Annotated in this window: 13 protein-coding genes, 1 tRNA gene and 1 pseudogene; 10 read left to right on the top strand and 5 right to left on the bottom strand. The window is 67.0% G+C overall.

Annotated elements, in window-relative coordinates; translation table 11 throughout:
* Nucleotides 1–34 precede the first annotated feature (34 nt).
* Complete coding sequence (gene istB, locus AC6EXY_RS26115) at nucleotides 35–793, bottom strand: IS21-like element helper ATPase IstB (RefSeq protein ID WP_499817788.1); 759 nt, start codon at nucleotides 791–793, stop codon at nucleotides 35–37.
* A gap of 51 nt (nucleotides 794–844) precedes the next feature.
* Nucleotides 845–1039 (bottom strand): annotated as a pseudogene (locus tag AC6EXY_RS26120) (IS21 family transposase); the annotation flags it as partial.
* Between the two features lie 590 nt (nucleotides 1040–1629).
* Here AC6EXY_RS26120 and AC6EXY_RS26125 point away from each other — a divergent pair.
* Nucleotides 1630–3576, top strand: coding sequence for a hypothetical protein (locus AC6EXY_RS26125; RefSeq protein WP_499817789.1), 1947 nt, complete (start codon nucleotides 1630–1632; stop codon nucleotides 3574–3576).
* 261 nt (nucleotides 3577–3837) lie between these two features.
* Here the strand turns inward: AC6EXY_RS26125 and AC6EXY_RS26130 are convergent, their stop codons facing one another.
* Together AC6EXY_RS26130 and AC6EXY_RS26135 are read right to left on the bottom strand one after the other, a co-directional pair.
* Complete coding sequence (locus AC6EXY_RS26130; RefSeq protein ID WP_499817790.1) at nucleotides 3838–4317, bottom strand: hypothetical protein; 480 nt, start codon at nucleotides 4315–4317, stop codon at nucleotides 3838–3840.
* 74 nt (nucleotides 4318–4391) lie between these two features.
* Complete coding sequence (locus AC6EXY_RS26135; protein ID WP_499817791.1) at nucleotides 4392–5204, bottom strand: NucA/NucB deoxyribonuclease domain-containing protein; 813 nt, start codon at nucleotides 5202–5204, stop codon at nucleotides 4392–4394.
* A gap of 1063 nt (nucleotides 5205–6267) precedes the next feature.
* On the opposite strand from AC6EXY_RS26135, the gene AC6EXY_RS26140 reads away from it, so the two are divergent.
* The 5 genes from AC6EXY_RS26140 (at nucleotide 6268) to AC6EXY_RS26160 (ending at nucleotide 14396) form a co-directional block, all read left to right on the top strand.
* Nucleotides 6268–6343, top strand: a tRNA-Thr gene (locus AC6EXY_RS26140).
* 569 nt (nucleotides 6344–6912) lie between these two features.
* Nucleotides 6913–9327 (top strand): type I restriction-modification system subunit M, encoded by a 2415-nt coding sequence (locus AC6EXY_RS26145; RefSeq protein WP_499842421.1) that lies wholly within the window; start codon nucleotides 6913–6915, stop codon nucleotides 9325–9327.
* Nucleotides 9324–10604, top strand: a complete 1281-nt coding sequence (locus AC6EXY_RS26150) for a restriction endonuclease subunit S (protein WP_499817794.1) — start codon at nucleotides 9324–9326, stop codon at nucleotides 10602–10604. The genes AC6EXY_RS26145 and AC6EXY_RS26150 overlap by 4 nt, the downstream gene beginning before the upstream one ends.
* Complete coding sequence (locus AC6EXY_RS26155; protein ID WP_499817795.1) at nucleotides 10601–13687, top strand: type I restriction endonuclease subunit R; 3087 nt, start codon at nucleotides 10601–10603, stop codon at nucleotides 13685–13687. Before AC6EXY_RS26150 ends, AC6EXY_RS26155 begins: the two co-directional genes overlap by 4 nt.
* A complete protein-coding gene (locus AC6EXY_RS26160; protein WP_499817796.1) occupies nucleotides 13674–14396 on the top strand; it encodes a M48 family metallopeptidase in 723 nt (240 codons plus the stop codon). Before AC6EXY_RS26155 ends, AC6EXY_RS26160 begins: the two co-directional genes overlap by 14 nt.
* Before the next feature lie 918 nt (nucleotides 14397–15314).
* On the opposite strand, the gene AC6EXY_RS26165 is transcribed toward AC6EXY_RS26160, so the two are convergent.
* A complete protein-coding gene (locus AC6EXY_RS26165; protein ID WP_499817797.1) occupies nucleotides 15315–16085 on the bottom strand; it encodes a tetratricopeptide repeat protein in 771 nt (256 codons plus the stop codon).
* A gap of 159 nt (nucleotides 16086–16244) precedes the next feature.
* Here AC6EXY_RS26165 and AC6EXY_RS26170 point away from each other — a divergent pair, with 159 nt between their 5' ends.
* From AC6EXY_RS26170 to AC6EXY_RS26185, 4 genes are all read left to right on the top strand, one after another.
* Nucleotides 16245–16667 (top strand): chromosome partitioning protein, encoded by a 423-nt coding sequence (locus tag AC6EXY_RS26170; RefSeq protein ID WP_499817798.1) that lies wholly within the window; start codon nucleotides 16245–16247, stop codon nucleotides 16665–16667.
* 4 nt (nucleotides 16668–16671) lie between these two features.
* On the top strand, nucleotides 16672–19158 hold the full coding sequence (gene fxsT, locus AC6EXY_RS26175) for an FxSxx-COOH system tetratricopeptide repeat protein (protein WP_499817799.1): 2487 nt from the start codon (nucleotides 16672–16674) through the stop codon (nucleotides 19156–19158).
* Between the two features lie 939 nt (nucleotides 19159–20097).
* Nucleotides 20098–20322 carry a hypothetical protein gene (locus AC6EXY_RS26180; protein ID WP_499817800.1) on the top strand — a complete coding sequence of 75 codons (225 nt, stop codon included), beginning with the start codon at nucleotides 20098–20100 and terminating at the stop codon, nucleotides 20320–20322.
* Nucleotides 20323–20973: 651 nt separating this feature from the next.
* Nucleotides 20974–22834: helix-turn-helix domain-containing protein (locus AC6EXY_RS26185; RefSeq protein ID WP_499842422.1), on the top strand; the 1861-nt coding region annotated here is incomplete at its 3' end.

Below are 22834 nucleotides of genomic sequence, written 5' to 3' on the forward strand. Positions count from 1 at the left end.
TGCCCACTGGTGGCCACCGTTCCGGCCCAGGTGATCAGGCCAGGGCTTTCACCCCCTTGCCGGCGAGTGCTTGAGCGAGGCGGACGCTGTCGCCGCTGGTCTGGCAGAGGTGGGCGTGGTGCAGGAGCCGGTCGACGGTGGCGGTGGCCAGGGTCTTGGGCATGATCTCGTCGAAGCCGGCGGGGTGCAGGTTCGAGGATACGGCGATCGACCGTTTCTCGTAGGCGGCGTCGACGAGGCGGTAAAGGCCTTCGGCGGCGTCGGGTCCGACGGGAAGCAGGCCTATGTCGTCGACCACGATCAGGTCGGCGCGCAGGATCTTCTCGACGGCCTTGGTGACGGTGTCGTCGGCGCGGTGAGCGCGGACGAGGACGCCGAGGGCCTCGAGGGTGAACCAGGCGACGTGCAGGCCGTGCTCGACAGCGGTCTGGCCGAGGGCTTCGAGCAGGAACGTCTTGCCGGTGCCGGCGGGTCCGGCGACGACGAGGTTCTCCCGGCGCTGGACCCATTCCAGGGTTTGCAGGGCCTGCTGGGTCGGTGCCGGGATCGAGGACACGGCCGGGTCCCAGGCGTCGAACGTCTTGCCGGTGGGGAACCCGGCGTGGGCCCTGCGGGTGGCCAGCCCGGCGCGGTCACGGCCGTCGGCCTCGGCGGTGAACAGGGCGCGCAGGACCTCGGCCGGTTCCCAGCGTTGGGCCTTCGCGGTGGCCAGCACCTCGGGGGCGTGCCGGCGGACGTGCGGCAGGCGCAGCCTGCGTAGCAGGGTGTCGAGGTCGTCGGGCTGGTGGGGCACAGACGGTGTTCACTGGTCGCCTCCGTTGCCGAGGGCGTTCCAGCCGGCGGTCGCGGCGGCGCCGAGCGCCCGGTCGACGGTGCCGGTCCCGTGCAGACCGGCGAGGGTGACGGCCTCGGCCATCTTCACCCGCATCCGGGACGTCCCGGATGCGGCGGCCTCGACGAGCCAGAGCCTCGCTCCGTCGCCCAGTGCGCAGAACTCCGCCTCGCCGGCCGAACGGGGACGGGGTGTGCGGGCAGCAGGCCCGGCGGGGGCGGGTGGGAACGACTCGGTTCTCGCCACCGCCCGGCGGAGGGGACAACGGCGTGGACAGGGCTCACCGACGGGTTGCCGCAGGAAATGCCCCATTCCCCGCGACAACTGCCGGGAGGCGAACTTGACCCGTCTGGTTGGGGCCTCGCAGTGACGCCCGCGTCGTGTCGTTCGTCGGCGAATGCCAGAGCGCGGCCGCCGCGGTGGGAGCTGCCCCCGGGTTCGGTGGCCCGGGGCACTCGCCGCGCGGGGATCCTCGCGGATCGAGGGCCCGGCCGGGTGGGGTGTTAGTGGTGGAGGAGCCAGCTGACGAGGGCGCGGGTGGCGCCGGAGAGCACGGCGGTGAGCAGCGCGCGGGTCAGCGGCTGGTCGGGAGGGGTCGGGAGGCTGGGGGTCATCGGGTCCTCCTACGAAGGGGGTGCGACGGGTGGGGCGCCGGCCGGCGTGAGGACCACGTTCGGCGATCGTGGGGGTGTTGTTGGTGGTTGTGGACGTGTGCGGAGAATGGGACGGGAAACCGCTGGCGGGGGCGGGGTGTCCACGGCTGTGCGGTGGACAGCGGGTGGACACACGGGGGTGTGATGGCGCAGGCGGCGCCGGGCGGGCCGGTCGCGGAGATCTGCGCGATGCTCACACGGTTGCAGGAACAGGCCGGGATCTCCGTTCGGGAACTGGCGAAGAAGATCGGGTGCAGCTCTTCCCACGTCGACAAGATCCGCGGCGAGAAGATCGTCGGCCCGCCGGACGAAGAACTGGCCGAGGCATGGATCAGGGCCTGCACCGCACGTGAGAGCACCGTGGCCGCGGCGGTGCAGGAGTTCCGTGAGCTGGCCGCGGAATATCACCGCCAGCGCCGGCGGGCCCGGCGGAACCCGTCCCCGCCGGAGCCGATCCTCGCCCCCGTGGGACGCCCGCCCGGGTTGGCGGCCCGCAGCGAGCAGGTCGACGGCCGGCGGGTAGGCGACGCTGATCCGTTCCTGCTGGGGGTGCACGAGCCGATCAGCGTGGACGGGGTCGCGCCGCGCGGCTTGCCGGCCTACGTGCCCCGTGACGTGGACGGGACGGGCGACGGGGTGCGGGCCCGGCTGGCGGCGATGACCGGCCGCGGCGGGTTCCTGCTGCTGGTCGGGGAGTCCTCGGTCGGTAAGACCCGCACCGCGTTCGAAGCGGTGCGTGCCGCGTGCGGCGACTGGCCGCTGCTGCATCCGGCCGGCGTCGGCGAGCTGGACGCTCTGGCCGAGCGGGGGCCGAGTGGGCGCCTGGTGGTGTGGCTGGATGAGCTGCAGACCTATCTCGACGCCACCCCCGCGCTCAATGCCGGCATCGTGCGGACGTTGCTGGGCGGGTCTGATCCGGTGGTGCTGGTCGGGACGCTGTGGCCGAGTTTCCGCGACACCTACCAGCGTCAACCTGCGGCGGGTGAGTCGGATCCGTGGCGGGGAGCCCGGGAGGTGCTGCGCCTGGCCGAACAGGTCACCCTCGACCCGGACTTCACTCCGGCCGAGGCCCGCCGCGCCGACACCGCCGCCGACGACGATGCGCGGATCGCCGCCTGTCTGACCCTCGATAGCGGCTTCAGCCTTCCCCGCCATCTCGCCGCCGCCCCCGAGCTACTCGCCCACTGGAGAAACGCCCCGCCCTACGCGAAAGCTGTGCTGACCGCCGCGCTCGACGCCTACCGTCTCGGTGCCCGCGCCCCGCTGCCGCCCGGGTTACTGCGCGCCGCCGCCGTCGGCTACTGCACCGCCCACGAGCAGGCCGACGCACCCACGGACTGGTTCGAACAGGCCCTCGCCTACACCACCCGACGCCTACACGGCGCCACCAACACCCTCATGCCCATCGGCGCCGGCATGGGACAACTCACCGGCTACCAGCCCGCCGACTACCTCCGCCAGCACGCCACCCGCACCCGCCGCCATACCCGGGTACCGGCAAGCCTGTGGATCGCCCTACGCGACCACCTCACCGACCTCGACGACATCACCCGCATCGCCTACACCGCCTTCGACCGTCACATCTACACCATCGCCGTGCCTCTTCTTCGGACCTTTGCCGATGCCGGCAACACGTCAGCCGCCATACAGCTGGCTGGGCTGTTGGCCGAGGCCGGGGACCGGCAGGGGCTGCAGGCCCGCGCCGACGCCGGCGACAGGCAGGCCGCCTGGCAGTTGGCCGAGCTGCTAGCCAGGGCCGGGGACCGCCAAGGGCTACAGGCCCGTGCCGACGCCGGCGACGGGCCGGCCACCATCCGGCTGGCCGGGTTGTTGGCCAAGGCCGGGGACCGCCAGGGTGCGATCGACCTACTACGAGCCCGCGCCGACGCCGGCGACGAGGGCGCCGCCGAGCGGTTGGCCGATCTGCTGGTCGAGGCTGGGGATCACCAAGGGCTGCAGGCCCGTGCCGACGCCGGCGACGGGCCGGCCACCTGGCGGCTGTCTGGCCTGCTGGCCGAAGCGGGTGATGATCGGCTGCGCCGGTTTGGGTTCACGGTGGACGGGGAGATCGCGTCCGGTCCGACCTGGTGAAGCAGCACGGACACACGTCAGGTTCCGCGACGGTGTGATCGTGGGATGGCAGCCGTACTACTCGGGGCCCGGTCCTGTCGGTTCTGGGTCATGATTTTGCTTACAACCGCGACCCAGGCGAGGTGATCCGGAAGGGGAATGCGTCCACCGGCCTCCACCGCAATTGGGTGGCGCAGGCTCAGCGGGCGCCCGATATCGGTATGGCGTGCGCCACCGGCGGTGTCGTGCCGCCGAGGAGCCACAGCTGCCTCCCCGTGGCGGTCACGCGCCCCAGAACTGGATCAGATAGGTCTCCGTGCCGTCGGGCACGTCGAAAGTCTCCGCGAGGGCCTGGCGCGCATCGGCCCGACCGCGGGAGTACGCCCGGCCTCGATACCGGCCGGGTGCGGGCAGCGTCAGACGCTCGTCCACGGAGGCCGGCCCTGTGGTGACGGTGTCGAGCAGCAGTCTCCCGGAAGTCGCCGTGAAGTCGAAGTCCTCCGTGAGCTCCCAGCCGTCCTGGCGGGCCGGCTCACCCCGCCACGACTCAAGTCGCGCGTGCGCGGTGTGGTCCTGCGCGTTGCTTCCGACACAGATCCAGTCCACGCCGGTCCGGAGGAGTTCGTCTGCGGCAAGAGGCGGTTCGGGGGCGGTGAGATTGCGGTCCGTCAGCCACGCCATGCCCTCGTCCTTCACGAGAAACTGGCTGTACTCGACATCAATCTCGTCCTCATATGCAGCAAGCAGGGCAGGCTTGTCCATGTCCATTATTGTCGCAGACGGTCCGACCAGCGCGCCGTGGGCCTCCCGGTGCGCTGGTCGGCAACCACTCCGGGCTAGCGTGGGACGGCTACGTGGAACTCCTCCCCCTCCAGCACCCGCAGGTCGGTGTAGAAATGTCCGAGTGTGCTCCCCGCGCTCCGGTTATCGCCGAGCGGGACGGGCAGGGCAGAGAATCTTCTGTCCCCCTTGGCCGCACCTTCCGTTGTCGACTCGAAGGGGAACTCGTCACAGTCGTTCCCCTTGCTGACGTAGGCAGGATCGATTGTCCGACACACCGCGGCGGCAGCTCTGTTGTTCGCGCGGTTCTTGCTCTTGGAAGTCTGGCGATGCAACACGGACGGAATCGTCTTCTTTCCGGCGTCGGCCCCTGTCCATACCGGCTGCGTCGAGTTCGGTTGGGTGAGTGCCTGCCGGATGTGCGCGATGGTGTTCTTGGCGTTCGGCTGCCTCTCGGCGTCGTAGGTCAGGGTTGGATGGGTCTGCGGGAAGACACATCCGGGGACCGTCCCGGCGCTGATGTAGGTGGCGGCGTCGCACCGGAAGTAGGTGCCCGTGGACTCCTTCACCAGCCGACCGCGGTCGAGGAGGAAGCGCGGATGGAAGGCGTGGGTTACGACCTTGTCCACGCCGGTACCCAGGCCTGCCGTGAAGTCGAAGGTGGTGTTGCCGTCGGCGGTCCACCCAGACAGCAGGGCCCCACGCCCATTGGTCACGCCCGCAGGGGTACACCCCGCGCAGGGGAGCTCGACGTCGAGGAAGGCGTTGGTCAACGTTCCCGTGGAGCTGATCGGCTGTATGTGCATGTCAACGTGCACGCTGAGATCCGTCGGCGACGTGGTCACACCTATGGAGACCGCCGCAGCCATGGTCCCCGACGGACCCTTGCCGGTCTCTCCGGCACGGATGATGGAGTTCCGGCACCACTGGTCTCGAGTTCGGTACCAGCCGGCATCCGTGTAGGCGTTGTTCGATGCATCTTTTGCCAGACAGGCCCTGATCAGCGGCGCAGGCGGTGGTGACGCGGCAGAAGCAGGCCCAGCACCCAGCCCCATCAGGACCGTAGCGGCAATGATCGCTAGAACGGCAAGGGAAAATCTTCGGCGGTGGCGCATAGGGGCAGGTCCTCCCGCAAACTCAATAGACGAGAACGGGGAAAATCTAAGCCAATTCGGAGAGTCACCGTCAAGGAAAATTTGCCGCTTGGAGTGGGCGGGCGTCGCCCCCAAGCGCCTGCTGTCGCGCAAATTTTCCTGGTCACGCGTCCACGGGCTCGAGGCCGGCGAATGCGGCGCATGAACATGCCCACAAACACTTGCGGATGGCGACTGAGAAACTGTTTGCGCTTAACTCAAAGCAAGATTTTCTGCCCCATTGTGGGGTGCCGCTCTCACAATTCCCGCCCTACTTGCAGGTAGCCGAGCACGTCGAACGCGACGCACTGTGCCGGGTGCCGGCCGCGCGGCGGGGTGAGAGCGGCCGGCGCCGGGCGCCGGGGCGAAGTCGGCCAAGAAGCGGCTCAGCTCTCGGCGGAGGCGTGCCGGCATCCCAGGCGGCCCTGCAAGGAACCAGGCCCACGGCGTCCTCGAGGAACGGCCCGACCCGCAGCCGCGCCGTCCCATCACGGTGGCCGACCGGCCCACCGGCGACGTTGCCCGACGTGCTGGGCGTCGGCGTTCCGCCCGACTCGACGTCGAGCCCCCGGGCACCCTCACGCCAGAACTCCTTAATCCAGGCGACCTCATCCCGGCCCCGCACCCACCTTGATCCTCGTCTCACTGCTCCACATGCTCGACCGCGACCAGCCCTACCGTGACCTCGGGGCCGACTACATCACCCGCCGCCGCAACCCCGCTCTCCACGCCCAGCGCCTCCTCACCCAACTCGGCGCTCGCCCCCCGCCCAGGCCAGGCGACAGGGCTACCTGACCCAGCCGGTGTGGCGCAATTGGTAGCGCACTCGACTTGTAATCGAGCGGCTAGGGGTTCGAGTCCCCTCACCGGCTCCAATAATACCTTTTTCAAGCCGCACAACAACCCGATCGGAAAACCCTCCGGCCGACATTGTGGCCGCTGTCTGTATTTCCTTCTATGGGGATGTGGTGGGCCGCTTTGAGTTGGGCTTGACCTGATTGGTCTCCTCGATCAGGAGCAGGGCGAGGGTGGCGCGTTGGTGTCGTTCAGGTCGGTCCTGCGGCGCCTGCAGCTCCCGGCCGAGTTCTAGCCACCGGGGGTCAGGCGAGCGGTCGGAGCTGCATGCCAACTTCGCGTGAGCGCCGAGATGGCGCCGTGCGTGGCGCCACGATGTTGTCCGGGATGCCCGCTAGAGTCGAGCTTGGTAGCACTGGCGTGACCGCCGATCGTGCGCTCCCGCGGGGCGCAGCGATGATCGAAAGGACCGGCTGATGGCGATGGCGTATGCACGCTGGGGCTGTCATGGCGCCTGGGACAGGCGGGAGCATCGCTCGATGCGGTCACAAGGAGCCCCATGGTTGCCGCTGACTGAGCTGGTGACGGCCAGCCAGTCACCGAACGTGACGACGGGGGTGGCGTGGTAGTGGCCCTGAAGAAGTCGGACTTGTACAGCTCGCTCTGGCGGAGCTGTGACGAGCTGCGCGGCGGCATGGATGCCAGCCAGTACAAGGACTACATCCTGACGCTGCTGTTCGTGAAGTACGTGACGGACAAGGCCAAGTCCGACAGGAATTCCTTGATCGACGTCCCCCAAGGCGGCTCCTTCGACGACATGGTCGCCCTCAAGGGTGACAAGGAGATCGGCGACAAGATCAATAAGATTATCGGCAGGCTCGCAGAGGCCAACGGGCTAGAGAAGGTCATCGACCTGGCCGATTTTAACGACGAGGAGAAGCTCGGCAAGGGCAAGGAGATGCAAGATCGCCTGTCCAAGCTGGTGGCGATCTTCGCTGACTTGGACTTCCGCGGTAGCCGCGCCGAGGGCGACGACCTGCTCGGCGACGCCTACGAGTACCTGATGCGGCACTTCGCCACCGAGTCGGGCAAGTCGAAGGGCCAGTTCTACACGCCGGCCGAGGTCTCGCGCATACTCGCCAAGGTCGTCGGCACCGGACCGGGCACCCGGCAGGACTCCACGGTCTACGACCCCACGTGCGGGTCAGGCTCGTTGCTTCTCAAGGTGGCGGACGAGGCGCCGCGAGGCATCACGATCTATGGCCAGGAGAAAGATAACGCCACATGGGCGCTGGCCAAGATGAACATGATCCTCCACGGTAACGAAGATGCTGATATCCTCAAGGGCGACACGATTACCAGTCCGCAGCTGATCATGGGAAATCAGCTGCGGACCTTCGACTTCGCCGTCGCCAATCCGCCGTTCTCGATCAAGTCGTGGAGCAACGGCTTGGAGCGCGAGTACGGTCGATTCGAGTTCGGCCAGCCGCCGGAGAAGAACGGCGACTACGCCTTCCTGCTGCACATTCTCAAGTCCCTCAAGAGCAACGGCAAGGCTGCAGTCATCCTGCCGCACGGCGTCCTCTTCCGTGGCAACGCCGAGGCCAAGATCCGCAGAGAGCTGCTGCGTCGCGGCTACATCAAGGGCATAATCGGCCTGCCAGCCAACCTTTTCTACGGCACCGGCATCCCGGCCTGCATCATCGTGCTCGACAAGGAGAACGCCCAGGCACGGACCGGTGTCTTCATGATCGATGCCTCCAAGGGGTACATCAAGGACGGCAACAAGAACCGCCTCCGCAGCCAGGACATCCATAAGATCGTCGACGTCTTCAACAAGCAGACCGGGATCGAGCGCTACTCGCGCATGGTGCCACTCCACGAGATCGCCGATCCGAAGAACGACTACAACCTCAATATCCCGCGCTACATCGATTCCTCCGAACCGGAGGACATCCAAGACCTTCACGCTCACCTGCACGGCGGCATCCCAGACCGCGACCTTGACATGCTCAGCGGGTACTGGGAGGCTTTCCCGAGCCTTCGTGCGACGCTCTTCAAGCCAAACCGCCCCGGCTATAGTGACCTTGCAGTCGGCGTGACCGAAGTGCAACAGACCATCCTGGACTCCAACGAGTTCCAGAAGTTCGCCACCGACGTGCGCGGCCAGGTGGACGATTGGTTCGCCGCTCACCGGCCCATTCTGCAAGCGCTCGACGCCAACACCGTCCCCAAGGAGCTGATCAGCAGGATCAGCGACGATCTTCTGGCCCGTTTCAAGGACACCCCCCTGCTCGACGAGTACGACGTCTATGAGCAGCTCATGACCTACTGGCACGGCGTCATGCACGACGATGTCTACCTCATCATGAACGAAGATTGGTGTGAGGCGGCAAAGCCTCGCAAGACCATCGAGGACAAGGAGCGCAAGCTCTCCGAGACGCCCGACCTTGTCGTCGGTTCGGGGCGTAGCGCCACCAAGTACAAGATGGATCTCATACCACCCGCGCTCGTTGTCGCACGCTACTTTGCGGACGAGCAGGCCGAGGTCGATATGCTGATCACAGCGGCCGAGGAATCCAGCCGCGCTGTAGAGGAGTACATCGAGGAGCATGCCGCCGAGGACGGCCTGCTGGCCGAGGCGATGGATGACGGCAAGGTCTCGAAGGGCCTTGCTGCGACGCGGCTTAAGGTGGCTCGACACGAAGGCACTGACCCAGAAGAGATCAAGACGCTGCAACACCTGATCAAGCTGTACAACGACGAAGCCATCACCAAGAAGGCCGCCAAGGAAGCCCAGGCGGCGCTCGACCTGGCGACCCTCCATAAGTATGGCGACCTCACCTTGCCTGAGATCAAGCAACTCGTGCTCGACGACAAGTGGCGGGCAACGGTAACTGGTTGCGTGGCATCTGAGGCTGAATTGCTGACGCTCGCACTCGTACGCCGTATCAAGGAGCTGGGCGAGCGTTATGGCGAGACGGTCGAGCAGCTCAACGCATCGCTTGCGGAAATTGAAGTAAAGGTCGAGGGGCATCTCGCTGCGATGGGGGTTCAGCGATGATTGCCCAGAGAGCCGCGATTCCGCAGGACTGGCAAGTCAAAATGTTGGGTGAGCTTGGCGGCCAGGTCACTAGCGGATCGCGAGGTTGGGCAGCATACTACTCCGATCATGGCAGTTTGTTCGTCCGCATCACGAATCTCAATCGAAGCAACATTCGCCTCGACCTGAGCAGCTTGCGCTTTGTTCAGATTGACCCCAACGACGCTGAGGCTCGACGGACACGACTCGAAACTGGCGATCTCCTCGTCTCCATCACGGCCGACATCGGGATCATCGGATATATCGATGAGAAAGTCCCCAAGCCCGCGTATATCAACCAGCACATCGCACGGGTACGCTTGGACCCTAGGCTGGTGGATAGCCGTTTCGTGGCCTACTACCTCGCGAGTTGGGAGCCGCAGCGCCGTTTCGTCGGATCGACGGACACCGGGGCTAAGGCTGGGATCAACCTCACCACCGTTGCGGCGTTGTTGACCGTCGTTCCACCGTTGACGGAGCAATCGCGGATTGCGGACGCCCTAACGGATATCGACGACCGCATCGCCACGCTGGAGCGGATGATCGTCAAAAAGCAGGCGATCAAGCAGGCCATGATGCAGCAGCTCCTCACTGGCAGAGCCAGGCTTCCGGGGTTCACCGACCCGTGGCGCGAGGTTCTGCTCGGTAACCACGTGAGCTACATAAGGACAGTTGCGTTGTCGCGGGCTCAACTTGACGGCGAGTCACCTGTCCGCTACCTGCACTATGGCGACATCCATACTCGCAGCAGCGTCAGGCTGGACGCTACACACGAGGCGATGCCACGAGCGAGTTCCACCTTGCTACGGAACGCCGGTCGGCTCCAGGTTGGGGATCTTGTTTTTGCCGATGCATCAGAGGATCCGGACGGAGTGGGCAAGTCAGTCGAGGTAACGTCAGTACCCAACGCGGGCGTGGTTCCCGGTCTTCACACCATCGCAGCACGGTTCGACAAGGCAGTGCTGGCGGATGGCTTCAAAGCTTACCTTCAGTTCATCCCAGCTTTCCGAGGTGCGTTGCTTCGCCTTGCTGCGGGTACCAAGGTCTTGGCAACGACGCGCTCGTTCATCTCCAGTATCGCGCTGACGCTGCCGGCTGTGGACGAGCAGCGAGCAATAGCACAGGTGCTCAACGACTGCGAGTCGGAGATCCTCGTTCTCCGCAGCCGACTCGATAAAGCTAAGGCCGTCAAGCAAGGAATGATGCAGCAGGTCCTGACCGGTCGTACCCGTCTTCCGGCCAAGGAGAGCGCGGCGTGAGTAACGTAGGACAACCCGAGCGCAAAGCTCAAGATCGCGTCATCGCATACTTCCGGGACTCGCTGGGCTACGAGTACCTCGGCAACTGGGGTTATCGCGAAGCTAACTCCAACGTCGAGGTCGGGCTTCTCACGCAGAATCTCCGCGCTCGCGGCTACACGGACAACCTGATCAACAAGGCAATCGACAAGCTGAAGAGCGACGCTTCGCTTGGTGGCGGCCGTGACCTGTATGAGGCGAACCGTGATGTCTACGGGCTGCTGCGCTACGGGGTCAAAGTCAAGCCTGGCGCCGGCGAGCAGACAGAGACGGTGTGGCTCATCGACTGGGCGCGGCCAGAGGATAACGACTTCGCCCTGGCCGAGGAAGTGACAGTGTCCGGCCAGCACACCAAGCGCCCAGACATCGTGCTCTACGTCAACGGTATCGCCCTCGGAACGATCGAGCTCAAGCGTTCCAAGGTCGCCGTCTCGGAGGGTATCCGGCAGAGCATCGGCAACCAGCGGCCGGAGTTCATTCGGTCGTTCTTCACGACCGTGCAGCTCGTGATGGCTGGCAACGACGTGGAAGGATTGCGCTACAGCGTTATCGATACGCCCGAGAAGTACTGGCTGGCGTGGCGCGAGCCGTCGGACATCGCCGACCCCCTCGATCGTTCCCTGACTCAGCTCTGCTCGAAACAGCGCCTGCTTGAGCTGGTCCACGATTTTATGGTCTTCGACACAGGCCAGAAGAAAACCTGCCGGCACAACCAGTACTTCGGGGTTAAAGCGGCTCAAGCGCGGATTGCCAAGCGCGAGGGCGGCATCATCTGGCACACGCAGGGGTCCGGCAAGTCGCTGACGATGGTGTGGCTGGCCAAGTGGATCCGTGAGCACCAGCCGGATCCCCGCGTGCTACTCATCACCGACCGCGCCGAGTTGGATGATCAGATCGAGAAGGTCTTCCGCGGGGTCAACGAGTCGATCTACCGCACGAAGAGCGGTGCTGACCTCCTCACCACGCTGAACGCGAGCGAGCAGTGGCTGATCTGTTCGCTGGTTCACAAGTTCCGCGGCTCGGAGGACGACACTAATCGTGACCAGGCCGCTAGCGAGTTCATCCGTGAGCTGACCGCGACTATCCCGAAGGACTTCCACGCCAAGGGCAACATCTTCGTCTTTGTCGATGAGGCTCATCGCACCCAGTCGGGCAAGATGCACGACGCCATGAAGGCGCTTCTGCCCGGCGCGATGTTCATCGGCTTCACCGGCACACCCCTGCTCAAAGTCGACAAGACCAGCACCATAGAGCGGTTCGGCAGCTTCATCCACACCTACAAGTATGACGAGGGCGTGGCCGACGGTGTCGTGCTCGACCTGCGCTACGAGGCGCGTAGTATCGACCAGGAGTTGACCTCACCGGAGAAGGTCGACAAGTGGTTTGAGGCCAAGACCCGCGGCATGACGGACCTCTCCCGCGCTGAGCTCAAGAAGCGCTGGGGCACCATGCAGAAGGTCGTCAGCTCAGAACCGCGCGCTCGACAGATCGTCAATGACATCTTGCTTGACATGGAGATCAAGCCCCGTCTGTCAGATGGCCGTGGCAACGCAATACTCGTCAGTTCGAGCATCTACCAGGCATGCAAATTCTACGAGCTGTTCACTCAGGCTGGGTTCAAGGGCAAGTGCGCTATCGTCACCTCGTACGCGCCACGGGCAGGCGACATCGCCAAGGAGGACTCCGGCCACGGCGCCACTGAACGACTGCGCCAGTACGAGATTTACCGGCAGATGCTCGCGGACCACTTCAACGAGCCTGCCGACAAGGCGATGCCGAAGGTCGAGCAGTTCGAGAAGGAGGTTAAGGAGCGCTTCGTCAACGATCCGGGCCAAATGCGGCTGCTCATCGTCGTGGACAAGCTTCTGACCGGCTTTGACGCCCCGAGCGCGACGTACCTGTATATCGATAAGAAGATGCAGGACCATGGCCTGTTCCAGGCGATCTGCCGGGTCAACCGCCTCGATGGCGAGGACAAGGACTACGGCTACGTCGTCGACTACCGTGACCTGTTCAACTCCCTTGAGTCCGCGATCACGGACTACACCGGCGGTGCCCTGGAGGGCTACGAGAAGAAGGATATCGACGGACTGCTGTCTGACCGGATCGAGAAGGCCCGCGAAGACCTCGACGAGGCCTTGGAGCGGATCCGGGCACTATGTGAGCCGGTCGAACCGCCCAGGGATACCCTCCAGTACCAGCAGTACTTCTGCGCCCGTGAATACGGGAACGCCGAGCAACTCAAGGCCAACGAGCCGAAGCGAGTCGAACTTTATAAGGCTGTGGCGGCCGTGACCCGCGCGTACAGCAACCTCGCCAACGAGATGAGTGCCGCTGGCTACAGCGATGCTGAAGCTGCAGCGATCAAGGATGAGATCGCTCACTACGCCGACGTGCGCGGCGAGATCAAACTGGGCGCCAAGGAGGATGTCGATTTCAAGCAGTACGAGGCCGGCATGCGCCACCTTCTTGACACCTACATCAGCGCCAAGCCATCCGAGGTCGTGTCTGACTTCGAGGAAGCCGGGCTGATCCAACTGATCGTCCAGATGGGCGCCGGTGCGCTCGACAAGCTTCCCCCGGGCATCAAAAAGGACCCCGAGGCGGTAGCGGCGACAATCACCAACAACATGCGCAAAGTGATCATCGACGAGCGCGCGATGAATCCCAAGTACTATGACAAGATGTCTGCGCTGCTCGACGCCATCCTCGAAGAGCGGCGCCAGGGAGCTCTGGACTACCAAGCGTACCTCGCGAAGCTGCTGGATGCCGCGACCAAGCTTGGCGCGGGCGAGGCAGACACCGAGTACCCGGAGTGGGCCAGCAACGGTGCTCGCCGCGCCCTGGTCGACTTCTTCGATCGATCGCCGGAGCTGGCCGCTGTGGTAGACACCACTATCCTCCACACCAAGCCGGACTCGTGGGTGGGCAACCCGATCAAGGAAAAGAAGGTCAAGCGCGCGCTTGCTCGGGTACTGCCTGACGACTTCGATCGGCTTGATGAACTATTTGATCTGGTAAAGGCACGTCATGAGTACCGCTAGTGCCTACCTGACCGTCCGTGGTATCGACATTGATGTCATCTATAAGGACATCAAGAATCTTCATATCGGCGTCTATCCACCGCTGGGACGCGTTCGAGTCGCTGCGCCGCACCGGCTCGATGACGAGCGCGTTCGGTTGGCCGTGATCCAGCGACTGCCGTGGATCAAGGAGCGGCGCGAGCAACTTCGTTCGGCTGCGCGCCAGTCCACACGTGAGATGGTCACCGGCGAGTCGCACTACGTGTGGGGCGTCCGCCGTCGAATGAAGGTCATCGAACGTCCGGGGCGGCCGCACTTTGAGCTTGACGGTGAACGGCTGCTGCTGTACGTGCCGGCCGGCACCACAGCTGAACGGCGACGCGAACTGCTCAATCGCTGGTACCGCGAGCAACTGCGACAAACGCTCCCCAACCTGCTTGCCAAGTGGGAACCGAAACTGGAGGTGTCGGTGCCGCAGTGGACAATCAGGCGGATGAAGACCAAGTGGGGATCATGCAACCGCGAGACCGGACACATCTGGTTCAACGTCGAACTCGCTAAGAAGCACCCGGATTGCCTGGAGTACATCGTTGTCCACGAGATGACACATTACCTCGAACGCCTCCACGGCGAGCGCTTCACCAATCTGATGGACAAGTTCATGCCGAACTGGCGGAGCCTTCGCGACCAGCTGAACAACGCGCCGCTCGCACAGGAGCAGTGGCCATGACTGGGCTGGCGGACACGTTCAGTGGTGTTGGGTAATGCGGCGATGTTGTGTATTGGTGAAGTGGCCAAGGGGGCCACGCGTGCCGGCGGACGTGCCGCGCTCGCAGTCATCGTGGCCTTGGCCGCCGTCGCCGGAGTAGTCGTCGAAGCTTGCGCCACGTAAGAGCTGTTTCTCGGAATGCACCGGCGCTCGGCCCGTCTGGCTGTGAGTCCGATGACACTCAGGACCGGTGCCACTGGCGGATGGCCAGAACGCCGGGGCGGCGGCCCGTACTCCCACCGGATCGTGCCTGACCGGCTCACCCCCAACGGTGATCACACACAGCCGCCAAGGACGCCGCTAGGCACGGGCGCTCGCCACATGATGGGTTGAAAGCCCGGGCCACAACCTCGGCCCATCGAGTGCCTCGCGGGATCTCGCGCAGGGACCACGCACGTCCAGTCGGACGCCTCCCTGCCGTCGAGGCGGCATGCGACAGGCCGTTGATCGACACGATCCTGCCAAATGAGCCCATATTGAGCCCATATTCGATCTTGAAGGCAGTAGAAAAGATCTCCATCGCCAAGAAATCGCAGGTCAAAGCAAGTGATCGCGGCCTCCATGACCTGGCGGGACGTCGGCGCGACTCGATTACAAGTCGCATGCGCGCGTGCCTGACGGTGCCGCAAGCTGCCGGGCGATGCCGCGTTCTCCCAGGTCACGGCATTTTCTATGCCGGAGCATGTCTGTGAGTGCCGCGCCCTGTCGGAACATCCGCACCCACAATGAGCCCATCCACCGCGTGTCCGGAGATCGACTGCGGCACACTGCGGTCGGCATGCGGGTGTAAGGGTCGCCTGGGTGGTTGCGGTGCGCTTGGCAGCACGCCAACACCCAGCCACGCGCCGAGGCTCCGACCTGCACAGCACCGGCGCATCCTCAGTCTCGGTCTTCCAACAGCGTGTTCTCCTCCTGGCGCCGCCAGGAGGCCAGATTGCTGCGGGTGGCCAGGGTATAGGGGTGGTCGGGGCCGAGGACCCGCAGCTGGTCGGCCAACAGCGCCTCAAATGCGTCTGCCGCATCCGCTGGATGCCCGGCCTGGCCCCGCCAGTGGGCCAGGTTGTTGCGGACGGTCAGGGTGTCGGGGTGGTCGGGGCCGAGTACCCGCAGCAGGTCGGCGAGCAGCGCCTCGAAGGCGGCCGCGGCGCCGACGGCGTCCCCTGCTCGGCCCTTCCAGTGGGCGTGGTTGCCGCGGTTGGTCAGGGTGTCGGGGTGGTCGGGGCCCAATACTCGCAGCAGGTCGGCCAGCAGCCCCTCGAACGTGGCCACCGTATCTCCTGCTTCATCTCCCAGCTCGCCTCGCCACGAGGCCAGGTTGCTGCGGCTGGCCAGGGTACGGGGGTGGTCGGGGCCCAGGACCCGCAGCTGGTCGGCCAGTACCTTCTCGAGGGCGGTCGCAGCACCGACCGCATCCCCCGCCTCACCCCGTTGGAGGGCGAGGTTGCCGCGGGCGGTCAGGGTGCGGGGGTGGTCGGGGCCCAGGACCCGCAGCCGGTCGGCGAGCAGTGCCTCGAACGCGGCCACCGCACCGACCGCATCCCCTGTCTCACCCCACCAGTGGGCGAGGCTGCCGCGGGCTGCCAGGGTCTCGAGGTGGTCGGGGCCAAGGACCCGCCGCCGGTTGGCGAGCAGTGCCTCGAACGCGGCCACCGCACCGACCGCATCCCCAAGCAGCAGACCGGTCCCGGCAGCGGTCGTCGTGGAGCCACCGAGAATCTGATAGGCGAGATCCGCGGTGCGTGGGATGAGGGAGGATGGTGCGCATCGTGCATGTCCAGGTGCACACAGACGCGGTTTCGGGAGTGGGTCATGACGGGGGTTGAGGTGGCGGTTGGGGTGCTGTTCGCCTGGGCGGTACGCCGGGCGCGTGATGTTGGCGGGAGGGTGGAAGCGGAAACCGACCGGATCGTCGACGCCGGCCTCGACCGCGTCCACAGCATTGTCAGCCAGGCACTCGGCGAGAACGACCCGGTCCTGGCCCGGGTCGAACAGGAAGCCGAGGACGGCCGTGAGGAGCTGTCTCCGCGTACCCGGCAGCGATTGCAGCTCGCCCTGGAGGACGCCGCCGAGCAGAATCCCGCCTTCGCCGCCGCGCTCACCCAAGCCCTCGCCGAGGTGCGGGAAGCGGACCGGCAGGCCGGCGGGCATGCCCTGACCGGGAACACCTTCCACGGGCCGACTGCGATACAGGTCGGCGACCACAACGAGCAGACGAACACCTTCGGCGCCTAACCCGATGGCCGGAACACCACTTCCCGGCGAACGGCCCGACGAGCCGGAGGAGACGACGGTCTTCACCAGGCCGGCTGCGGTGCAGCGGGGAGACCGCAACATCCAGACCAATAACTTCTACGCCGCGCCGAACCCACCGATGGTGGCGTGGCCGGTGGTGGTCGGCCGTCCACCGGCGTTGGCGTCGGCGTTCCAACCCCGCCACGGCCTGCGGGACCAGATCACGGCGGCCCGTGGCCGCGGCGCGGACGTGGTCCTCACCCACCAGAGCCGTGGGGGTTCTGGGACGCGGGTGCTGGCCGGCGGGGGTGGGGTCGGCAAGTCGCAGCTGGCGGCCTGGTTCGCCCACCGGGCGCTCGCGCAGGGCACCGACCTGGTCGTCTGGGTGGACGCCGCCACCGCCGACCAGGTGATCAGCAGCTACGCGCGTGCCGCGGCACGGGTCGGGCTGCCCGGCGCCGACGGGACGGATCTGACCGTCGACGCGCAGAGGTTCCTGGAGTGGCTGCACACCACGCCCCGGTCGTGGCTGGTCGTCCTCGACGATGTGACCGACCCAGCGGCGCTCACCGACTGGTGGCCCCCGGCGCGGCCGACCGGCTGGACGGTGGCGACCACCCGGCTGCGCGACGACCCGACCCTGGTCAGCGCGGGACGCCTCCAGGTGGATGTGGATGTGTACAGCCCCGACGAGTCGGAGGCGTATCTCACCGACCGGCTCACTGACGCCGGCCACCCCCACCTCCTCGACCCGGACAAGAAAACCGAGGGGCAGAGGACACCGGCCGGCGGGCTGGCCGACGCGCTCGGCCATCTACCGCTTGCGTTGTCGCACGCCGCCGCCTACATGATCAGCCAGGGAGAAGGATGCGCCGCCTACCTGGCCCGCTACACCCATGCTGAGAGCCAGCTGGCCGACCTGATGCCCGCCGACGCCCAGCCCGACGGCTATCCCCGGGCGGTCGCGCTCACCCTGCTCCTCGCCCTCGACGCCGCCGAGGCGGCCGACCCACCCGGGCTGGCCCGCCCCGCCCTCGCCCTGGCCGCCATGCTCGACCCCGCCGGCCATCCCGACACCCTGTGGGCCACCCCCGCCGTCACCGGCTACCTGACCGCCCACCGCACCGGTGGCACCGGACAGCCGGTCAGCGCCGACCGGGCCCGCCGGGCGATGCGGCTGCTACACCGCTACGGCCTGCTCACCCACACCCCCACCGACAGCGCCCACGCGGTACGCATCCACGCGTTGACCGCCCGCGCCGCCCGGGAAACCTTCCCCGAGCTGGCTGCGGTCAGGCATGCCGCCGCCGACGCGCTCCTCGCCCTATGGCCCGCTGATGATCACACCACCTCCGCGCTCACCGCCGCGCTGCGGGCCAACACCACCACCCTCACAGCCATCGCCGGCGACCTGCTCTGGCAACCCGACGGCCATCCGCTGCTCTACCGGGCCGGCACCAGCCTGCTCGACGCCGGCCTGCACACCACCACCGTCCCCTACTGGCAGCACATGACAGACCAGGCCACCCGCCTGCTCGGCGACGACCACCCCGACACCCTGACCGCCCGCGCCAACCTCGCCGCCTCGTACGGGCAGGCGGGGCGGACCGGCGAGGCGATCAGCCTAGGGGAGCGGCTGGTCGCCGACCGCACCCGGCTGTTCGGTGAGGAGCACCCGTCCACCCTGACCGTCCGCGCCAACCTTGCCTCCTCGTACCGGCAGGCGGGGCGGATCGGCGAGGCAATCAGCCTCCAAGAGCGGGTGGTGGCGGACCGGGAGCGCCTGCTCGGCGAGGAGCACCCGTCCACCCTGACCGCCCGCGGCAACCTCGCCGTCTCGTATGGGCTGGCGGGGCGGATCGGCGAGGCAATCAGCCTCGAGGAGCGGGTGGTGGCGGACCGGGAGCGCCTGCTCGGCGACGAGCACCCGTCCACCTTGACCGCCCGCAACAACCTTGCCTCCTCGTACCGCCAGGCAGGGCGCACCAGCGAGGCGATCAGCTTGTCGGAGCGGCTGGTCGCCAACTTCACGCGGCTGCTCGGCGAGGAGCACCCGTCCACCCTGACCGCCCGCGGCAACCTCGCCGCCTCGTACGGGCGGGCGGCGCGCACCGGCGAAGCGATCAGCCTGCTGGAGCGACTGGTCGCCGACTTCACGCGGCTGCTCGGTGACGAGCACCCGGACACCCTGGGCGCCCGCAACACCCTTGCCTCTTTGTATGGGCAGGCGGGGCTCACCGGCGAGGCAATCAGCCTTCATGAGAGGGTGGTCGTCGACCGGGAGCGGCTGCTCGGTGACGAGCACCCGGACACCCTGGGCGCCCGCAACAACCTTGCCGTCTCGTACTGGCTGGCGGGACGCACCGGCGAGGCCATCAGTCTGGAGGAGCGGGTGGTCGACGACTTCACGCGGCTGCTCGGCGACGAGCATCCGCACACTGTGGCGGCGGCCGCGGTGCTGCGCGAGTGGCGAGGCGACGCCGACCCCTAGAGTGATCTTGCCGGGGGCGGCCAGGAGTGTCGGTGTGGGGCACGCCCCAACACCACACGATAAGCCTCCTGCGCGGTGATGTTGACCGACCGGCGCCGTTGACGAGGGCTAGGCGCACGACGAGTCAGGGCTGACCGCCAGCGAAGCGTCATCGCCCATTAAAGGGCCGGAGCCGATGTTCATGAGCGAGGGCGCCCTGACAGTGGCGACGCTGTGCTCACTGGTTCTCTCTGTGCTGGCTGCAGGCGTTCCAGGAGGAGGCCCCACCCACCAGGGCCGCGGCCAACTCTCGTCGACAAGTGGTGCCCGATCTCGCCTATGTAATCAAGGCCTGCTGCGGGAGGGTGAGGAGGGCCCTCCGTGGCTAGCGGAGGGCCCTCCTGCCGAGTCGCCCGTCCGGACCAAATCAGACGTCGTCTCGGGCAGCCATGGTGCACAACGGCACGCACACTACGAGTCCAAGGATGACCGTCCTGCGTCTGTCCATGGCTTGCCCCGGGCAGACCCGAACATGCAGGTCGACATACATGCTCTGACCTGCATGTTTGCTGTTTGTTAGGGGTTTGGTGCGCGGGTTGGTCTGGACGGCCCATGCCTAACAACTCTTTGTTGGGCATGGGCGTGTGCGCGGAGCGCGGGAAGCCCAGACAAATGTCCTCGTGGGTAGAACGTTCATGGGGCTACCTGTCTGCGATGATGCGTAGTGGCTTCACCGCGTTACCGCCGGCTGGCTACCGGCGGACAGGGCGTGGCAGCCGCATCGCAGGACCCGTCCGGACCTCGTTCAGCATGTCTCTCTCGGAAGGCTGCGTCATGTCTGCAGATCGTGGCGAGGAGCCACGTTCCCCCAGTGTCCCGCCCTCGGAACCTCCTTCGCCCAGGACACGGGCATCCCGCCTCGGGCATGGAGCGTCCCAGAAGCAGACCACGCAGCGGGCCGTGGGGCTGCATCTGCTGGTCCTGGTGCTCGTCGGGACGGCCGTTCTCGTCTTGGCGCTGGCCGGCTACGACCCCTACGCGGCGATCCTCCTGATCTCCGCGATCGCCTTCGCCGCGTGGGAGATCACGAACCGGATCCAGAAAAGCACTGGCCACAGCGATGCGGACGACCGTCTCGCCCCCGATCCTGAGACCGGCAACGGCGGTGACGAGCAGGCTGGCTGACCCGCGATGCCCCGCGCCGCCAAGCGCCGGCAGGGCCGACCCGAACAGCCGATCGATCTCGAACACGGCGGCCCCGCCGCGGCGTTCGCCCAGGCTCTTCGTGAGGAGCGACCGGCTGATCTGACCTACGCGGCCATGAGCCGTCTGACGCACTACGCGATACCGACCCTAGCGGAGGCCGCCAAGGGACGCATGGTGCCGTCCTGGCCCGTCACCCAGGCCTACCTCAAAGCCTGCGGAAAATCCGAGGCGGAGCTGAACGCCTGGAAGGAACGACGCGCGGTCGTGGAACGCGACCACAAGGCCTGGAGGCAAGAACGCCGCCGGCAGCCCGGTTCCGAAGCGAACGCGCCCCCGCGAACGTCCGCACCGTCCCCGCTTGAGGACATCCACACACCCACGCAGCTCGCCGCCGCGCTTGACAGTCTCCGCCGGCAGCGACGGGTGAGCCTTCGCAGCCTGGAGCGACGCGCGCAGCGACACGGCATGCCGCTGCCGCACACGACGGCCCACGACATGATCAGAAGCGGGCGGACAACTGCGCTTTCGCTGTCTGCCTTTCTTACCGCATGTGACGTCCCGACCCTAGAGCAGGCAGCCTGGTTCGAGGCATGGCATCGGACACGCACCGACTCGCCGCGAACTCGAACAGTGAATGCGGAGCGGTCCTACAGAGATACGAAGGCGGGGGCGAGCGGGCCGGTCGCGGAGATCTGCACGATCCTCAGACGGCTGCAGGATCAGGCCGGGATCTCCGCGGACGCGTTGGCGAGGAAGATCGGGTACAGCCGCTCCCACCTGTACAGCATCCGCAACGGGCAGATCGCCCGGCCGCCGGACGAGGCGTTGGCCCAGGCGTGGATCCGGGCTTGCACTCGCAGCGAGAGCGGCGCGGCCGCGGCGGTGCAGGAGTTCCGCGAGCTGGCCGCGGAGCATCACCGCCAGCGCCGGCGGGACCAGGAGAACCCGCCACCGCCACAGCCGGTCCCGCCGGCGGCGCCTGTGGTGTGGCCGGTGGTGGTAGGTCGGCCACCGGCGTTGGCGTCGGCGTTCCAACCCCGCCAGGGTCTGCGCGACCGGGTGACAACAGCGCACGGTAGTGGCGTGGACGTGGTCCTGACCCAACGGGCAGGTCGGGACGCGGGTGCGGGTGTGGTGGGGACGCGGGTGTTGGCGGGTGGGGGCGGGGTCGGGAAGTCGCAGTTGGCGGCCTGGTTCGCTCACCGGGCGCTCGCGCAGGGCACCGATCTGGTCATCTGGTTGGACGCCGCCAGCGGCGACCAGGTCATCACTGGGTATGCCCGTGCCGCGGCACGGGTCGGGTTGCCCGGCGCCGACGGGACGGATCTGACCGCGGACGCGCAGGCGTTCCTGGAGTGGCTGTACGCCACCGGCCGGTCGTGGCTGGTCGTCCTCGACGACATCGTCGACCCGGCGGCGCTCGCCGGCTGGTGGCCACCGGCGCGGTCGACCGGCGGGACGTTGGCGACCACCCGGCTGCGTGATGTCGCGCTGATCAGCGCGGGACGCCAGCAGATCGACGTCGACATGTACACCCCCGACGAGTCGCAGGCGTATCTGACCGAGCGGCTCGACCAGGCCGGCCGATCGGATCTACTGGACGAGGACGTCCGTGATCTGGCTCGGGCGCTGGGCCATCTCCCGCTCGCCCTCTCCAACGCCGCCGCCTACATGATCAGTCAGGAAGAAGGCTGCACCGCCTACCTGGCCCGCTACACCGCCGGTGACGGCCGGCTAGGCGACCTCATGCCCGCCGGGGTCGATCCCGACGGCTACGGCCGGTCCGTGGCCGTCACCCTCCTACTCGCCCTGGACGCCGCCGATGCGGCCGAACCCGCCGGGCTGGCCCGCCCTGCCCTGGCCCTGGCCGCCATGCTCGACCCCGCCGGACATCCCGACACGCTGTGGGCCACCGCCCCTGTTGCCGGCTACCTGACCACCCACCGCACCAACACCGCCGGGCGGCCCGTCACCGCCGACCAGGCCTACCAGGTGGTGCGGCTGCTGCACCGCTACGGACTGCTTACCCACACCCCCACCGACAGCACCCGTGCGGTGCGTATCCACGCGTTGACCGCCCGCGCCATCCGGGAGAACACGGCGGAGCTGGCCGCTGTCAGCCATGCCGCCGCTGACGCTCTCCTGGCCGTGTGGCCCGCCGCCGACTACACCCGCCCCGACCTCATCACCACCCTGCAGGCCAACACCACCACCCTCACCCGCCTCGCCGGCGACCTGCTCTGGCAACCCCACGGGCACCCGCTGCTATACCGGGCCGGAATCAGTCGGCTCGACGCCGGTCTGCAAACCACCACCGTCACCTACTGGCAACACACGACAGACCAGGCCACCCGCCTCCTGGGCGACGAGCACCCCGACACGCTGACCGCCCGCGCCAACCTCGCCACCTCCTACGGGCAGGCGGGACGCACCGGCGAGGCCATCAGCCTGGAGGAGCGGGTGGTCGCCGACTTCACCCGGCTGCTCGGTG

This window comes from Frankia sp. RB5 (genome assembly GCF_059816245.1).

Coding starts and splice junctions, on each gene's coding strand:
- AC6EXY_RS26125 (WP_499817789.1), top strand. CDS start 1,630: ATGGCGCAGGCGGCGCCGGGCGGGCCGGTCGCGGAGATCTGCGCGATG.
- AC6EXY_RS26130 (WP_499817790.1), bottom strand. CDS start 4,317: ATGGACAAGCCTGCCCTGCTTGCTGCATATGAGGACGAGATTGATGTC.
- AC6EXY_RS26135 (WP_499817791.1), bottom strand. CDS start 5,204: ATGGCTGCGGCGGTCTCCATAGGTGTGACCACGTCGCCGACGGATCTC.
- AC6EXY_RS26150 (WP_499817794.1), top strand. CDS start 9,324: ATGATTGCCCAGAGAGCCGCGATTCCGCAGGACTGGCAAGTCAAAATG.
- AC6EXY_RS26160 (WP_499817796.1), top strand. CDS start 13,674: ATGAGTACCGCTAGTGCCTACCTGACCGTCCGTGGTATCGACATTGAT.
- AC6EXY_RS26170 (WP_499817798.1), top strand. CDS start 16,245: ATGACGGGGGTTGAGGTGGCGGTTGGGGTGCTGTTCGCCTGGGCGGTA.
- fxsT (WP_499817799.1), top strand. CDS start 16,672: ATGGCCGGAACACCACTTCCCGGCGAACGGCCCGACGAGCCGGAGGAG.